This window comes from Gemmata sp. (assembly GCF_051859125.1).
In the GTDB taxonomy this organism is placed as follows: Bacteria; Planctomycetota; Planctomycetia; order Gemmatales; family Gemmataceae; genus Gemmata.
The window spans coordinates 1-15983 of sequence record NZ_JBHYGG010000075.1; the positions used below are offsets into that span (position 1 = coordinate 1).

13 protein-coding genes are annotated in these 15983 nt (G+C 69.9%); 8 read left to right on the forward strand and 5 right to left on the reverse strand.

What is annotated here, in order from left to right; genetic code table 11:
* From ACTIGN_RS08770 to ligA, 3 genes are all read right to left on the reverse strand, one after another.
* Positions 1–602 (reverse strand): glycosyltransferase family 2 protein (locus ACTIGN_RS08770; RefSeq protein ID WP_439622876.1); only part of this gene is annotated, 602 nt, incomplete at its 3' end.
* A gap of 21 nt (positions 603–623) precedes the next feature.
* On the reverse strand, positions 624–1784 hold the full coding sequence (locus ACTIGN_RS08775; RefSeq protein ID WP_439622878.1) for a glycosyltransferase family 2 protein: 1161 nt from the start codon (positions 1782–1784) through the stop codon (positions 624–626).
* 262 nt (positions 1785–2046) lie between these two features.
* Complete coding sequence (gene ligA, locus ACTIGN_RS08780) at positions 2047–4089, reverse strand: NAD-dependent DNA ligase LigA (RefSeq protein ID WP_439622880.1); 2043 nt, start codon at positions 4087–4089, stop codon at positions 2047–2049.
* A 318-nt stretch (positions 4090–4407) separates the two neighbouring features.
* Here ligA and ACTIGN_RS08785 point away from each other — a divergent pair, with 318 nt between their 5' ends.
* The 4 genes from ACTIGN_RS08785 to ACTIGN_RS08800 all read left to right on the forward strand — a co-directional run bounded on the left by ACTIGN_RS08785 (position 4408) and on the right by ACTIGN_RS08800 (position 9527).
* Positions 4408–5598: a site-2 protease family protein gene (locus tag ACTIGN_RS08785; protein WP_439622882.1), complete on the forward strand. Its 1191-nt coding sequence runs from the start codon at positions 4408–4410 to the stop codon at positions 5596–5598.
* Positions 5599–5803: 205 nt separating this feature from the next.
* On the forward strand, positions 5804–7147 hold the full coding sequence (gene hisS, locus ACTIGN_RS08790) for a histidine--tRNA ligase (protein ID WP_439622884.1): 1344 nt from the start codon (positions 5804–5806) through the stop codon (positions 7145–7147).
* Between the two features lie 956 nt (positions 7148–8103).
* Entirely contained in the window at positions 8104–8676 is a 573-nt protein-coding gene (locus tag ACTIGN_RS08795; RefSeq protein ID WP_439622886.1) for an HYExAFE family protein, read from the forward strand.
* Positions 8677–8726: 50 nt separating this feature from the next.
* Positions 8727–9527, forward strand: coding sequence for a sugar phosphate isomerase/epimerase family protein (locus ACTIGN_RS08800; protein ID WP_439622888.1), 801 nt, complete (start codon positions 8727–8729; stop codon positions 9525–9527).
* Positions 9528–9538: 11 nt separating this feature from the next.
* On the opposite strand, the gene ACTIGN_RS08805 is transcribed toward ACTIGN_RS08800, so the two are convergent.
* The gene (locus ACTIGN_RS08805) at positions 9539–10417 is read right to left on the reverse strand and encodes a LysR family transcriptional regulator (RefSeq protein ID WP_439622890.1); all 879 of its coding nucleotides are present in this window, start codon (positions 10415–10417) and stop codon (positions 9539–9541) included.
* Positions 10418–10560: 143 nt separating this feature from the next.
* Between ACTIGN_RS08805 and ACTIGN_RS08810 the strand changes: the two genes are divergently transcribed.
* Positions 10561–10782 carry a hypothetical protein gene (locus ACTIGN_RS08810; RefSeq protein WP_439622892.1) on the forward strand — a complete coding sequence of 74 codons (222 nt, stop codon included), beginning with the start codon at positions 10561–10563 and terminating at the stop codon, positions 10780–10782.
* Between the two features lie 13 nt (positions 10783–10795).
* Complete coding sequence (locus tag ACTIGN_RS08815; RefSeq protein ID WP_439622894.1) at positions 10796–12043, forward strand: TIGR02996 domain-containing protein; 1248 nt, start codon at positions 10796–10798, stop codon at positions 12041–12043.
* An 88-nt stretch (positions 12044–12131) separates the two neighbouring features.
* On the opposite strand, the gene ACTIGN_RS08820 is transcribed toward ACTIGN_RS08815, so the two are convergent.
* The gene (locus tag ACTIGN_RS08820) at positions 12132–13424 is read right to left on the reverse strand and encodes a DEAD/DEAH box helicase (RefSeq protein WP_439622896.1); all 1293 of its coding nucleotides are present in this window, start codon (positions 13422–13424) and stop codon (positions 12132–12134) included.
* A 233-nt stretch (positions 13425–13657) separates the two neighbouring features.
* On the opposite strand from ACTIGN_RS08820, the gene ACTIGN_RS08825 reads away from it, so the two are divergent.
* Positions 13658–15088 carry a sigma-54-dependent transcriptional regulator gene (locus ACTIGN_RS08825; protein WP_439622898.1) on the forward strand — a complete coding sequence of 477 codons (1431 nt, stop codon included), beginning with the start codon at positions 13658–13660 and terminating at the stop codon, positions 15086–15088.
* Positions 15089–15288: 200 nt separating this feature from the next.
* Entirely contained in the window at positions 15289–15909 is a 621-nt protein-coding gene (locus tag ACTIGN_RS08830; RefSeq protein ID WP_439622900.1) for an RsmD family RNA methyltransferase, read from the forward strand.
* The last annotated feature ends 74 nt before the right edge of the window (positions 15910–15983 follow it).

Sequence of the window (15983 nt, forward strand, 5' to 3'; positions counted from 1 at the left end):
CACCCCCCCGGGGGGGGCGGGTGGGGGGTTGGGGGGTGCGCGGGGCGGGCGCCCCCGCCGCCGGGGGGCCCCCCCCCCCCCACCCCGCCCCCCCCACCCCTCCCCCGCTTCCGGGCGAACCCGCCCATGTCGTACTCGTCGCCGGCGGTGTCGATGAGCGGGGGCAGGCCGCGGGCGCGGCGGGCCGGGTCGTTCTGGAGCACCAGCGGCGCGACCGCGACCACCCGCGGGTCGGCGAACCACCGCAGCGCCGCGTCGGCCCAGCCCGCGGTCACCTCGGCGTCGTCGTTGAGCAACTCAACGACCGGTGCGGTCGCGACCGCGACGCCGGCGTTGGCCGCCACGCAGAACCCGCCGGCCCTCGCGCGCCGCACAACCTTCACGCCGGCGAACGCGGCCGCGGCGCGCGACACGATCGCGCCGCGCGAGCCGTCGTCGACGACGATGACCTCGGTGCCGGGGGGCGCGAAGCGGGCGACGCTGGCGAGGCAGAGCGCGAGCAGATCGGCCCGCTTGTGCGAGGGGACGACCACCGAGAGTGGGGAGTGGGGAGTGGGGAGTGGGGAGTCGGGCGCGGCAGAGTTCGTGTCTTCGTTCCGCATTCCGAACTCCGCGTTCCGCGTTCAAGAAGTGCGGCCGTCCTGCTCGGCGGCGATGGGGTTGAGGAACGCGGCGGCGTACCGGATGCGGCGGCGGGCCTCGCGGTCGCGGCCCGCGGTCACGTCGCCGACGAGCTTGCGGAGCTGGCCGTAGCACCGGCTCGCGTCCCAGTCGCCGCGGGCCGACGCCCACGACTGGCGGAGCACGGCCTCGGACCACACGACGCTCGACATGACTCGTGCGCGCCACCCGCCCCAGTGCTTCTGCGCGTAGGTCAGGAGCGCGTGCCGGGTCATGAGCCGGAGCGGGGCCGGGACGCGGCGGGCGTGCAGCGGCCAGTGGTGCGTCGCCTCCAGCGCCGGGTCGAACCACACCCGCCACCCGGCCGCGGTCGCCCGGCGGCAGAAGTCCACGTCCTCGTAGTACAGGAAGTACGACTCGTCGAGCCCGCCGAGCTGCGCGAAGCAGTCGCGGCGCACGAGCAGGCAGCCGCCGGTGACCCAGTCCACCGCCTGGCGGACCGGCTCGGGGCGGTGCGTACACTTCCGGCGGGACCGGGGCAGGAACAGCCCCGCGAGGGTGCGGCCCAGGGTCGGGAACGGCCCGCTCGACGCCTGATCGGTGCCGTCGCGGTTCCGCAGCCGGAACCCGACGACGCCGACGCCCGGGTCGGTCGCGGTGAGCTTTCCGATGGTCGCCGTGAGGTCGTCGAGGAACCCGTCGTCCACGGTCACGTCGGGGTTCAGCAGCAGGACCCACTCGCCGGCCCCTGGGCCGACCGGGTCCGGGCGGCGGTTCGTGCCGCGGGCCGCGGGGCCGGAGTCGGTCACGCCGCGGTTCACGGCCCGTGCGAACCCGACGTTGCGGCTGAACCGCCGGACCTTCACCCCCCGCATCTTTTCGAGCTTGCGGGCGACCGGGTGCGACGGCGAGTGGTTATCGACGACGACCACTTCCGCGGTCCCCGAGCGAACGGCGACCGAGCGGCGGAGCTGGGTGACGAGCCGGGCGGTGTTCCGCCACTGGCAGAAGTTGACGATCACGACGCTGACGGCAGGGACCGGCGGGGCGAGCCGCCGCCGCGGCGCGTCGGAGCGGGAAATGGTCTGCGCGTGCGGGGTCGCGGCTTCCGGCCGGAGTTCGGTGGGCGGTGTGGTGCCGCCGGGCGGGACAGCCAGAGCCATGCCGGATTCCTTCTCTGTCACCGGGCCGACCGGGTGTGCGGATCCGTCCGCGGGCGGCGATTCTAGGCGTTGTCCCGAAACCGTGCAACCGCAACTTGGGAGGGGTGCGGGAGCCGGGCGGCGGAACGCGGCGCGGATCGGGCACGGTGGGAACGGGTGAGCAACCCCGCGCCTCTCGTCCTCCCCGTGCCCGGTCCTCTGTCCTTTGACTTCCCATCTGCGTCTACCTGCGAAACCTGTGGGCAACTCCCCCCTCGGCCCCTCACGCCGCGCCGATCAGCGTGCGGAACTCGTCCTCGGTGATGACCTTCACGCCGAGTTCCTTCGCCTTCTCGAGCTTGCTGCCGGCCTTCTCCCCGGCCAGCACGAAGTCGGTCTTCTTGCTCACGCTGCCGCTCGCCTTGCCGCCGGCGTCCTTGATCGCCTGCTCGATGGTCACGCGGTCGTAGTTCACCAGCGTGCCGGTGACGACGACCGTCTTGCCCGCGAGCGGGAGTCCGCCGACCGGCGCGGCCTTCTTGTCGTGGGTCAACTTCACGCCGAGTTCCCGCAGCCCGGCGATCACCTTCTTGCCCACCTCGCTGTCGAAGTACTCGCGGATGTACTTCGCACGCTCCGGGCCGAACCCCTTCACCCTCGCCAGCTCCTCGGGCTTGGCGGCGATGATCGCGTCGGCGCTCGGAAACTCCTCGACCAGCACCTCGGCGAGCGCCTCGCCCAGGTACAGGATGCTCAGCGCCGGGAGGAGCCGGGCGAGCCCGCGGTCCTTGCTCGCGGCGATGCCGTCGAGGAGCTTCTGTGCCTTGGTGTCGGCGAACTTCTCCAGCGCGAGGAGCTGCGGCTTGGTCAGCCGGTACAGGTCCGGGATCGACTTCACCAGTCCCGAGTCCACGAGCTGGACGGCGACCTCGCGGCCGAGCCCCTCGATGTCCATGCGGGTGCGGCGGGCGAACCCCTCGATCCGCTTCGCGAGCTGCCCGGGGCACACGCCGGTGTTCGAGCACACGAAGTTGTAGCTGGTGCCGCTGTCCTCCTTCACCACCGGCCCGCCGCACTTCGGGCACGCCTCCGGCCAGGTGATCGGCTTCTCGGTGCCGGTGCGCGACTCGGTGACCACGCCCACGACCTGCGGGATGATCTCGCCCTTCTTCTCGACGACGACCGTGTCGCCGCACCGCACCCCCATCTTCTCGACCCACGAGGCGTTGTGCATGCTCGCCCGGCCGACGTTCGTGTTCGCCAGCCGCACCGGCGGGTCGAACAGCGCCACCGGCGTCAGCTCGCCGAACTTGCCGATCGAGAACTCGACCCCGGTGAGCTTGCAGATGCCCTGCTCGGCCTCGTACTTGTACGCCTTGGCCCACTTCGGCACCTTCGCGGTGAACCCGATCCGCTCGCGCTGCCCGAAGTCGCTCACCTTCACCACCATCCCGTCGGTGTCGTACGCGATGTCGCCGCGGCGCTCGTCCCACTCGTCGCAGTACGCGATCACCTCGTCGATGGTCCGGCACAGCTTGGTGTGCGGGTTCACCGGGAACCCGAACCGCCGCAGCGCGTCGAACAGCTCGACCTGCGACCTGATCGCGACCCCGTCGACCACGCCGGTGCCGTAGGCGAAGAAGCTGAGCCGCCGCTTCGCGCACTCCTTCGGGTCGAGGAGCTTGAGCGTGCCGGCCGTGGTGTTGCGGGTGTTCTCGTACGGCTTCTCGCCGTCGGCGACGCGCTTCTGGTTGATGCGGGCGAGTTCGCCGCGGGTCATGTACACCTCGCCGCGGACCTCGAACACCGCGGGCGGGGCGTCGCCGGCGAGCCGCAGCGGGACCGAGGCGATCGTCCTGACGTTGTGCGTCACGTCGGCCCCGACCTCGCCGCTGCCGCGGGTGACGGCCCGGGCGAGCAGGCCGTTCTCGTAGGTGACCGACATGGAGACGCCGTCGATCTTCAGTTCGACCATGTACTCGGCCGCGGCCTTCGGGCCGAGCGCCTTCTTCACGTCGGCGTCGAACTTCCGCAGGTCGTCGGCGTCGTAGCTGTTCTCGATCGAGAGCATCGGCACCTTGTGCGCCACTTCCACGAAGCCCGGGATCGGCGCGCCGCCGACCCGCTGCGTCGGGCTGTCGGGGCTCGCGAGTTCCGGGTGCGCCTTCTCCAGGTCGGTGAGTTCCTGGAGGAGCCGGTCGAAGTCGCGGTCGGAGACGACCGGCGCGGCCTCGACGTAGTACAGGTGGTTGTGGTGGTTCAGCTCCTTGCGGAGTTCGGCGGCGCGGGATGCGGGCGACGCGGCTTTGGGGGCGGTTTTGGGCACGGGCGGGTCTCGCGAGGGTCGGGTGGCGGTCCGATGGATGGAATTGTGACCGGAACGGGACGCGGTCGCAAGGTTGGGAGGCGGGTCGAGACGCCTTCGGCGTCCGAGCGGAAGACCGAATCGGGCACGGGCACGCACGCGGACGGGGACCGGGGCCGACGCGCCCCCGTGTCGTCCCGGTCTTCCGTCCGCGTGCCCGGTTGCTGCCCGCACCGGTCTTGCGTCCGTACCGAACCGCGGAATTGCGACAATCTCGCCGCGGGAGTAGGATGAACCGCATCGGCCGACAACCCGCCGGCCCGCTGGTACGAGCCTCCGATGCGCGATCCGATGAGTTGGGCGTTGACGGTCTTCCGGGCGTTCGGGATTCCCGTCCGCGTCCACCTACTGTTCATCGTCGTGTCGCTCGGCCTGTTCCTGCGGCAAATCGGCGGCAAGGACAACCCGCTCTGGTGGCCCGACGTCCTCCTGTTCACGGCGCTCGTCCCGTTCCTCGTCATCCTGCTGCACGAGTTCGGCCACTGCTTCGGCGCGCGGCACGTGGACGGCGACGCCAAGGAAATCCTCATCTGGCCGCTCGGCGGGCTCGCGTCCGTTGAAGTCCCGCACACCCCGCGGGCGAACTTCATCGCCACCGTTGCCGGCCCGCTGATGAACGTCGTCATCTGCGGGGTCTGCGTGTTCGGCCTGGCGCTCGGCGGGTTCCTCCCGAACCTGAACCCGCTGTCCAACCCCTATGTCTCCGAGATGTACAGCTTCACGCGCGAGCGGACCTACACGTCCGAGTACGGGCTGAAGCTCTACGAACCCGGCACGAACCGGCCGATCGCGAAGCAGGAGGACATTGACAAGCGGATGCGGGGCGAGGGCACGCGAGAGAACCGCGTGTTTGAGCCCAAGAACGCCGAGCAGGAGGCGATCTCCTACGGCGGGGAGCGGGCGCTGGCCCCGGCCTGGGCCGTGTGGCTGAACCGCACGTTCTGGCTGAGCTGGGTCCTGCTCCTGTTCAACCTGGTGCCGGCGTACCCGCTCGACGGCGGCCGCATGTTCCAGTGCGCCGTGTGGGCGCGGACCGACTACCGCCGCGGCGTGACCGTGGCCGCGAACACCGGGTACGTCGTCGCGGTCATCTTCCTGATCGTGTCGATCGCGGTGAACGAGGCGCTGTTCATGGGGCTGGCGCTGTTCATGCTCTACGAGGCGTCGATGGCCCTGCACCGACTGGAGGCGGACGACGGCCCGTTCGGGTACGACTTCTCGGCGGGTTACACGAGCCTCGAAAAGGACGACGAGCCGCCCCCGCGGCCGAAGAAGGTCGGGTGGTTCACCCGGTGGCGGCAGGCCCGCCGCTCGAAGAAGCTCCAGCGCGAGATCGAGGAGCGCGTCCAGGAGGAGCAGCGCATGGACCAGCTCCTCGCGAAGATCGCCGCGACCGGCAAGGCGTCGCTGACCGACGACGAGAAGCGGTTCCTCGAGCGCGTCAGCGCCCGCAAGCGGAACATGTCATAGAACCTTGGTTTTGGCTTTTACCCCGAAGGGGTAGTATTCCCCAGCCCAGGGTCGCCGGGTTCGGCGCACCCTGGGGACCACGTCCGCGGCGCACAGCGGGCAACGCCGACGCGGCCCTTTCCGCACAGGTTTCCCAGGGTGCGCGAAGCGCGACCCTGGGCTGGGGAATACTACCCCTTCAGGGTACAGAGGAAGATACCGACCGATGGCCGACCTCATCACCCCCCGAACGCTGTCCGGGTTCCGCGACTACCTGCCCGACGTCATGCTCGCCCGGGAGAAGGTGCTCGACACCGCCCGCCGCGTTTACCGGTCCTACGGGTTCACGCCGATCGACACCCCGGCGTGCGAGTCGCTCGACGTGCTGCTCGGCAAGGGCGGCGACGAGTCCGACAAGCGCATCTATCTGGTGCGGATGGTCGAGGCGAAGAAGGAGGAGATGGGGCTGCGGTTCGACCTGACGGTGCCGTTCGCGCGGTTCGCGGCGCAGCACATCAACCAACTCGGCACGCCGTTCAAGCGGTACGCGATGGGGCCGGTGTGGCGCGGCGAGCGGCCGGGGCAGGGCCGGTACCGCGAGTTCTGGCAGTGCGACTTCGACACCATCGGCACCACGTCCAACGCCTCCGACATCGAGACCGCGCTCGTCGTCAACGACCTGTTCACCGCCCTCAATTTCGACAAGTTCGAGATCCGCATCAACAACCGGCTGCTGCTGAACGGACTGCTCGAACTGAAGGGGCTCGCGGAGAGGGCGGTGCCGCTGCTGCGGTCGCTCGACAAGCTCCCGAAGATCGGCCGCGAGAAGGTCGCCGAGGAGATGGTGAAGGAAGCGGCCGTGACCGCGGAGCAGGCCGGCACCGTGCTCGACCTCGCCGAGACGACCGGGCCGAACTCCGAGGTGCTCGACAAGGTCGAGGCGTTCTTCGCGGCGTCGCCGAACGACAAGGCCGCCGAGGGGATTCGGCGGCTGCGCGAGTTGCTCGTTGTCGCGGAGACCGTGGGCGTTCCCGAGGGCCGCATCAAGATCGACCTGAGCATCTGCCGCGGCCTCGACTACTACACGGGCACCATCTACGAGACGTTCCTCACGGACCTGCCCGGCATCGGCTCGGTGTGCAGCGGCGGGCGGTACGACAACCTCGCGAGCAAGTACACGAAGCAGGTGCTGCCGGGCGTCGGCGCGTCGCTCGGCGTGGACCGCCTCATCGCGGCGATGGAAGAACTGAAGCACCCGTGGCTCACCGGCCAGACGACGCCGGCCCAGGTGCTGGTCGTGAACTTCGACGCCACCCGCCTCGGCGACTACCAGCGCATCGCGAGCGTCCTCCGCGCCGCCGGCGTGAGCGTGGAGGTATACCCCGAAGCCGGGAAGAAGGTGGGCCAGCAGTTCGCCTACGCCGAAAAGCGAGGGTTCAAGCTCGCCGTCACCGCGGGCCCCGCCGAGTTCGAGCAGAGCGTGTGGAAGGTCAAGGATTTGGCGAAACGCGAGGAAGCGACCGTGCCCGAGGCGGAGGTGGTGGCGAAGGTGAAGGCTGTTATCAAGTAATCCACCAGCTAAAGGACATCGCCAATGTCCCTGTACCTCGAGCACACCGCCACTGTCCGGGTGACGACGCCCACACTTGTCCGGTGCATCTACTGCCAAACGGCATACATCTATGAGTTCACCCAAGCTGGGTATGGGTACGCGGAGAGCGGGCTCGTTTTTGGGAAACGGACCGCAAAGAACACGGCTATGACCGAAGCGCAGGAGGCGCTTCGTAGAAAGCTAGAAAAGCCGGGCGGTTGTGCCCCCGTTCCCTGCCCTGAGTGCCTGAGGTTTCAACCATACATGCGCGAAACGGCAGCTCGGAGAAAGTACCGTCAAGTTCAGGCGCTGGCCTGGACTTGCTTCGTTTTCGTGTTAATCCTCGGGTGCTTCATGGTCCCGTTCGTCACATTGCCGAAAGGCGATCACGAACGGAGCGTATTACCGAGTCTCGTGGCACTCGGCGGGGGAGCCACGCTTCTCGGAATTGGAATCTTACTGCTCCACGCCCACCTCGTTGCTCGGTACGACCCGAACGACATGCCGGAATCAAGCCGCCAGGCACTTCGAGCACAGCGGTCCATGCGACCGGATCGGTTCCAGGAGATTCAAAGGCGACGCACGGAAGAAAGTTTCCGAGGGTTCAACCAAGCGATAAGTCGGTTAAAGGTTCCCGATGAGAAAGTGCGGCGATTCCCGCCGTTCATATTCGATGTCTGGGTCACGCCCGCATTCCTCGCATCGGGAGGGGCACTCGCTGTTGTCTCCCCGATGGGGCATTCGAGTTCTCTCGATATCCCACCCGGGAGCGCGCCCGGTGGCGTCTATCCCCTGCCCGCAACACCGCTCCATCCTGTCAAGTTCGCAGTCCGTGTGCGCACCTTCCGAATCCACCCGTGCGACGATCGGGACGATTCGTGGGTGCCCAACCAGTTCAGCACATCACCAGGTGATTTTGAAAGTGCCGACCGGTCATGAACCGCGACAACCACTACGAGGCGGCGTTCGAGGCGTACCTGCGGTCGCGGGGCGTCGCCGTCGTTGCGGTGGACGAGGCGCGGCGCAGCTACCTCGACGACGAGTCGATCAAGTCGCCGGACTTCCTCGTCGTCGGACCGCACGACGCGCGGCTCGTGGTCGACGTGAAGGGCCGGCGGTTCCCGGGCGGCACCGCCGAGCACCCGCGGATGGTGTGGCAGAACTGGGTCGAGCGCGAGGACGTGACCGCACTGGAGCGCTGGGCGGTGCGGTTCGGCCCGGGGTTCCGCGGCGTGCTCGCGTTCACGTACCACGTCCTGCCGTGCGTCGAGTTGCCGGAGGTCACTCCCGACGTGTTCCGCTTCCGCGATCAGGTGTACCTCATGCGCGGCGTGTGCGCCGGCGCGTACCGAGCCGCGATGAAGCAGCGGAGCCCGCGGTGGGGCACGGTCCACGTCCCGACGGCCGCGTTCCGCGAGTTGGTCAAGCCGTTCACTCACTTCTTGCGCCCGGCGGGCGTAGAATTCAGAGAGTTCACCGCAGAGAACGCGGAGATCGCAGAGAGTTGACCCCAATTCTCTCCTCCGCGTCCTCTGCGTCCCCCGCGGTGAATCCTCCTATGCAGCCACTCAAGATCGGTATCGTCGTCGAGTCCACCGAACTGCCGTTCCGCGAGGCCGTCACGCGGGCCGCGCGGATGGCGTCGGAGTGCGTCCAGGTCGACGCCGTCGGCGACCTGTCGCCCGATGCGCTCGGCGAGACCGGCCGCCGCGGGGTCCGCAACCTGCTCACGTCGTTCAGCCAGACCCTCGCGGCGCTGAACGTCCCGCTCCGCCGCGGGCTCGACGTCGCCGAGAGCATGCAGCAGCGGCTCGACCACGTCCGCAAGGTGATGCAACTCGCGGTGGATCTGGGCAGCACGCGGGTGGTGGTGCCGTGCCCGAAGCTGCCGGCCGGCGACGACGCCTCGCCCCGGGCCGCGACGCTTAAGGAGTCGCTCCAGGTACTGGCCGGGTCCGCCGACCGCATCGGGGTGGCGCTCGCGCTGGAGATCGGGTTCGACCCGGCCGAGAAGGTGGCGGAGTACCTGGAGCGGTTCGACACGGCGGCGCTGAAGGTCACCTACGACCCGGCGAACATGCTGCTCCACGGCCACGACCCGCTCGCCAGCCTGCACCCGCTCAAGCCGTACCTGGCGCACCTGCACGCCCGCGACGCCCGCAGCGCCGGCCTGAGCCGCGGGTTGCAGGAGGTGCCGCTCGGGGCCGGCGACATCGACTGGATGGCGTTCACCGCCACGTTGCAAGTGCTGGAGTTCGAGGGGGCGATGGTGGTCGAGCGCGAGCAGGGCGAGAACAAGCTCGCCGACGTGGCCAGCGGGGTGAAGTTCCTGCGCCGCTTCGCGCTGCCGGCGATGTGAGGTCCGAACCCCTACGGGTTCTGCACCACGTCCACGAACGCCCGCAGCGACGCGGGGCGGTACCGCTGCTTGTGCCACACGGCGCACAGGGTCCGCGTCGGGGCCGGCTTCCCGAGCGGGCGGTACACGCAGCTCTTCGCGGTGTCGGCGACGGCGGCCATCTCGGGCACGACCGACACCCCCTGTCCCGCCGCGACCATCGCGAGCAGCGTCACGATCTGCTCCCCGCGGCACACCACCCGCGGCTCCAACCCGCCCCGGTGGCAGAAGCTCAGCACCTGGTCGCCGAAGCAGTGGACGTCGTCGAGCAGGATGAACGGCTCGTCCACCACGTCGCCGAGCTTCACCTCGGTCTTGGCCGCGAGGCGGTGCTTGGGGGGCAGCGCCACGACGAGCGGCTCGGTGAACAGCTTCTCGACGTGCAGGCGGTCGTCGCGGATCGGCAGCGCCATGAGGCCGACGTCGAGGTCGCCCGAGAGCAGGTCGGCCAGCAGCCGCTCGGTGAGGTCTTCTTTCAGTTGGAGTTGGACCGCGGGGTGCGCCTTGTGGAACTTGGTGACGGCCCGCGGGAGCAGGAACGGCGCGACCGTCGGGATGGCCCCGACCCGGAGCCGGCCGCCCTCGGTCGAGTCGCGGACGGCCCGCTCGGCCTCGCCCATCGCGGCGAGGATGCCCTGCGCGTGGCCGAGGAGCACGTGCCCGGCGTCGGTGAGCACCACCTTGCGGCCGAGGCGGTCGAAGAGCTGCCGGCCGATCCCCTTGTCCTTGCTTTCGAGCCGCAGGATCTGCTCGCTGAGCGTCGGCTGGGTGACCCCCTCGCGCTCCGCGGCCCGGGTGAAGCTGCCCGTCTCGGCGACCGCGACGAAGTACCGGAGCTGGTGGAGTTCCATCGTTGGTTCCGATGCGACAGATGATTGCAATTGATACCGGCTATTGTACCGCGGCCGCGGTACCGGGGAAATAGTTCGGAATAAACGCCCCGGTGCGGTATCGTGAGGAGTGGCCCGTCGGTCCGCACTCGCGAGGTCCGGCCATGTCGATCGAGGAAGCCGTCGCCAAGGACCTGGTTGCCGTCCTGCTCGTCACGTTCCTGTTCGGCGGGACGGCGCTGTGGCTCATCGTCGGCACGCTCGCCGAGCACCTGCGGCGGGTGTGGGCGGCCGAGCGGGTCGCCGGGCTCAAGCAGTCAATGATCGAGGCCGGGTTCCGGGCCGACGAGATCGTCCGCGTGCTCAACGCCGGCCGCCAGGAGTAGGCACCCCTCGCGTATGACGGACCACGACGCCCTTCTCGCCGCGATCTGCGCTTCCCCCGACGAGGACACGCCCCGCCTCGCGCTCGCCGACTGGCTCGACGAGCACGACCGCCACGCACACGCCGGGTTCGTCCGCGCGCAGGTCGAACTCGCCCGGACGCCGCCCTGGGAGCCGGTCGCGGTCGCGTGCCGGTGGCGCACGCCGGACCTCGCGACCGGCCGGCCGTTCGTCGGCACGCTCCCGCCGCTGAACGAGTACCACGCCTCGTGGCCGGACGAGCCGTTCCGCCGCGGGCTGGGGTGGCGGCTGAACCTCAAGACGCCGGCCGTCTGGGACCAGATCGAGCCGGCGGTCCTGGGCCGCGTGCCTCTCGGCGCGGTGCACCTCTACACCGCGACACTCGACGACTGGCGACGGTTCGCGGTGTCGGCCGCCGTCCCGTTCCTCCGCGAGTTGCACTTCGTCTCGAACCCGATCGAGCCGCTGATCGTGCTCCGCAACACCCCCGCGGCGCTGGGCGTCACCGACATCTACTTCGGCCGGGCCAGCGGGGCCGGGATGCCGGTCGTCGTGGAGGACCTGTACCAGTCGCCGCTGGGCCGGGCGGTCCGCGGGCTGCACTTCCACACCGGCTACGAGTCGCTGTTCGACCTGATCGACGCGCTCCACACCGGTCGCGGGCTGGAGCGCCTGTCGTTCTCGAACATGTCGCTGACGAGCGAGCACGTCCGCCGACTGTGCGACGGACCGACCCTCGGCAGTCTGGTCGAGTTGAACGTGTCGGACGAGCCGTTCGGAAACGACGGCGTCCGGGCGCTGGCGGGCTCGCTCCCGCCGTCCCTCCGGGTGCTGAAGTTGTCGAGTGCGGGGGGCCAGGCCGACGGGCTGGAGGCGCTGACGGCGTCCCCCAACGTGGCGGGCTTGCGGCGGCTCGACCTGAGCCGCAACCCACTGGCCCCGCGGGCGGCCCGGGTGCTGGCGGCGTCGCGGGCTCTGGCCGGGCTGCGGTCGCTCGACCTGCACGGGTGCCGGCTCGGCGACAAGGGAACGCGGCGGCTCCCGCGTGCGAAGTTCTGGCCGAACCTCGTCGAACTCGACCTCCGCGGCAACGTGATCTCGGCGTTCGGGATGCAAGGCCTGCTCGACGCCCAGGTGCCCCGCGACCTCGCGGCCCTCGTGCTCGACGGCGATCAGTTGGGCCACGAGACGCGGACCGAGTTGCGGCGGAAGTACGGCGAGCGCGTGGTGTTCAGCGCGTGAGAGTGCAACAAGAGGGCCCCGCCCCAACCAGGGCCACCTCTCTCCTCGCCGCACCGCTCTGCGGTGCGGCGAGAGGAGAGAACCACAATCACGGCCCGCGGCGACCGGGCCGGCCCTGGCCACTGCCGCCCCCACCGCCCGACGATCGCCCCGATCCCGACGAACCACCCGAGCGGCCGCCGCCCTGTGACCGCCCTCCGCCGCCCTGCGACCGCCCCCGCGGGCCGCCCCCGGCGTCCGGGGCCGCCTTCGGGGCGGGGGAGGTGTAATCGAACTCCGGGAGCGTCACCCGCGGGAGCCGCTGGCCGATCTGCCGCTCGATGCGGCTCAGCGCCTGCTCGTCCTCGCGGGCCACCAGCACGAACGCGTCGCCCTCGGCCCCGGCCCGCCCGGTGCGGCCGATCCGGTGGACGTACTCCTCGGGCACGTCGGGCACGTCCACGCTGATGACGTGCGTGATGTGGTCCACGTCGATCCCACGGGACGCCACGTTCGTCGCCACCATGACCTGGAACCCCCCGCGGCGGAACCCGTCCATTGCCCGGGTCCGCTGGGCCGGCGTGCGGTTGCTGTGCAGTTCGGCGACGGTGAACCCGTCGGTCGCGAGCGTCTTCGCGAGCCGCTTCGCGTTGTGCTTGGTCCGCACGAACACCAGCACCGACGGCATCTCGGTGTTCCGCAGCAGGTGCCGCAGCAGTGCCGTCTTCAGGTGCGTGGGCACCGGGTACGCGGCCTGGGTGATGCCCACGGCGGTCGCGGTGCGGCGGCCGATCTGAACGGTCGCGGGGTTGTCGAGGATGTCCGCGGCGAGCTTGCCGATCACCGGCGGCATGGTCGCGGAGAACATGAGCGTCTGGTTCAGGTTCGCGAGCTTGCCGATGATCCGCTTGACGTCCGGGAGGAACCCCATGTCGAGCATTGTGTCGGCCTCGTCGAGCACGAGGGTCGCCACCTTCTCGAACTTCATCCCGTGGTTCATGTGGTCGAGGAGCCGGCCCGGGGTGGCGACCACGAGGTCCGGCCCGGTGCGGAGGGCGCGCTCCTGCGGGGCGATCGGCTTGCCGCCGACGACCAGCGTGGACCGCAGGTTGGTGTGCTTGCCCAGGCGGCGGCACCCGTCCTCGATCTGCTCGGCGAGTTCGCGGGTGGGCGACACGATGATGACCCGCGAGTGGCCGCGGGGCTGGTCGATGAGCTTGTGCAGGATCGGCAGGAGGAACGCGGCGGTCTTGCCGGTCCCGGTCTGCGCGGTGGCGATGAGGTCGCGGCCGGCGAGGATGTGCGGGATCGCGCCGGCCTGGATCGGGGTGGGCTCGGTGAACTCGAGGTCGCGCGTCGCCTTGACGAGCAGCGGGTGAAGACCGAGGGCTTTGAACGGCATGGAGGCTCCGTGAAGTAAGAGCGGCTATTGTACGGGTGGGGAAGCCGCGGCGAGCCGGGAGCGCCCGCGACCGGAGAAACGTCGCTCCGATCGCGGACGCTCCTGCTTGGCAGGAAACTGGCGCGCTCCAGAGCTTTGTTGTAAGATCGACGCACTTCGCGAGGACGCCCGCATGTCCGACGCCCACGCGATCGAGTTCTCAGCGTCACGCGCGCCGTGGTAGAATAACCCCCATGCCAAGCATCCTGATCGTTGACGACGAGGAGCCGATCGCCTGGGGCTTGCGGCGGGCGTTCGAGCGCGAGAAGTACCGCGTCGGCGTCGCGGCCAGCGCCGAGGACGGGCTCGCGCAGGCCCGCAAGCACGCCCCCGACGTCGTGTTCCTCGACGTGCGGCTCCCGGGCATGGACGGCCTCACGGCGCTCGCCGAGCTGCGTGCCATCGCGCCGGCGGCCGCCGTCGTCGTCATGACCGCGCACGGGAACCTCAACACGGCCGTGAAGGCCGTCGAGGGGGGCGCGTTCGACTACCTGGCCAAGCCGTTCGACCTCGCCCAGGCCATCGATGCCGCCAAGCGGGCCCTCACGCGGAGCGTGCCCGGGGCGGCGGACTCACGTGTGCCGCTCGCCGAGAACGACATCGACCCGTCGCCCGACGCGATCGTCGGCCGCAGCCCCGGCATCCAGGCGGTGTTCAAGCGGATCGCGCTCGTCGCGCCGACCACCGCGTGCGTCCTCATCACGGGCGAGTCGGGCACCGGGAAGGAACTGGTTGCGCGGGCCGTCCACGCGAACAGCCCGCGGCGGAACAAGCCGTTCCTGCCGGTCCACGTCGCGGCACTGAACCCGAACCTCGTCGAGAGCGAACTGTTCGGCCACACCAAGGGCGCGTTCACCGGCGCCGACAGGCCCCGCGACGGGCTCCTCGCGCTCGCCGACGGCGGCACCGTGTTCCTCGACGAACTCGCCGACATCCCGCTCCCGGTGCAGGCGAAGCTCCTCCGCGTGCTGGAGCGGCAGGAGGTGATCCCGGTCGGCGGCGGCGAACCGCAGACCGTGGACGTGCGGATCGTCTCGGCCACGCACGCCGATTTGTCGGCCGGGGTGCGCGAGGGCACGTTCCGGCACGACCTGTTCTACCGCCTGAACGTGTACCCGATCCACCTGCCCCCGCTCCGGGACCGCGTCGACGACGTCCCCCCGCTCGCCGAGCACTTCCTGCGGAAGTTCGCCGTCGCGAACCCGGCCGAGGTGCTGCCGGCCGACACGCGGGCGTTCCTGAAGTCGCGGCCGTGGCCGGGGAACGTCCGCGAGCTGCGGAACGCGCTGGAGCACGCGGCGATCGAGGCCCGCGGCGGCCCGCTCCGGCCGGAGCACTTCCCCGAGCCCGCGGCGGAGTCCGGCCCGGTCGGGGCGAGCGAGCGGCTGCGGTCGCTGGTCACCGAGTGGGTGCGGGAGCGGACCCGCCAGAAGGACGGGGAGCCGGCGGAACTCCACCAGCAGCTCCTCGACACGGTCGAGCCGGCACTTCTGGACGAGGTGCTGCGGCAACTGGACGGAAACCGTCTGGTCGCCGCACGATGGTTGGGCCTCGCGCGGGCCACGGTGCGTAAGATGATACGTAGGCACCACCCCGCCGCGGACGAACCCGACGACGAGGTGTAGCGCGAGGACGAAGAGAGTTATCCGCAGATTACACAGATGGACACAGATTTTCAGACAGAGGAGAGCGATCAGCAAAGTACCAGCGGGTACGCTCCTCTGTCCTCAGATTCCTAATCCGTGTCCATCTGTGTAATCTGCGGATAAATCTCATCCTCTTCTCTGCCAAGTGAACCTTTTTCCGCCAGGGGTGTCGGTCCGTCATGCTTGAGAAAACGCAAATTCGCATCGTCGCCGGCACGCTCCGCGGGCGGAAGCTCACCGTCGTCGTCCACGAGGGGATGCGGCCGACGCCGCAGATGGTCCGCGAGGCGCTGTTCAGCATCCTCGGGAACGCCGTCCCGGACCGCGTGTTCTACGACGTGTTCGCCGGCACCGGCGTCGTCGGCCTCGAGGCCCTGAGCCGCGGGGCGACCGCGGCCCGGTTCATCGAGTTCGACCCGCGGCAGGTCGCCGACATCCAGAAGTACGCGGCGCAGTTCGGCGTGGGCGACAAGGCGCAGGTGCTGAAGGCCGACGTGTACCGGTGGGCCGAGCGGTGGATCCCGGCGGGGAAGGACGCGGTGAACCTGTTCCTCAGCCCGCCGTTCCCGGACCTGAGCCAGAAGGCCGAGGAGTTCCTGAAGTTGATGAACACGCTGCTCGCGAAGGCGCCGGACGAGTCGGTGCTGACGATCCAGGCCGAGGACGGGTTCCCGCTCGAGCAGCTCCCCGACCGCGAGGCGTGGGACGTCCGCAGCTACGGCCGCAACATGCTGCTGTTCTACGTGGTGTCGCGGAAGCCCGTGGAGGCCGCCGCGGCAACGGCGCCGCCCGAGGCGTAGAACCCGGTCGCAACGCGCGAGGGGCGGGCACACCAAGGGTGCCCGGCCCCCCCGCGGGTCGGGCCGGCCGCGGG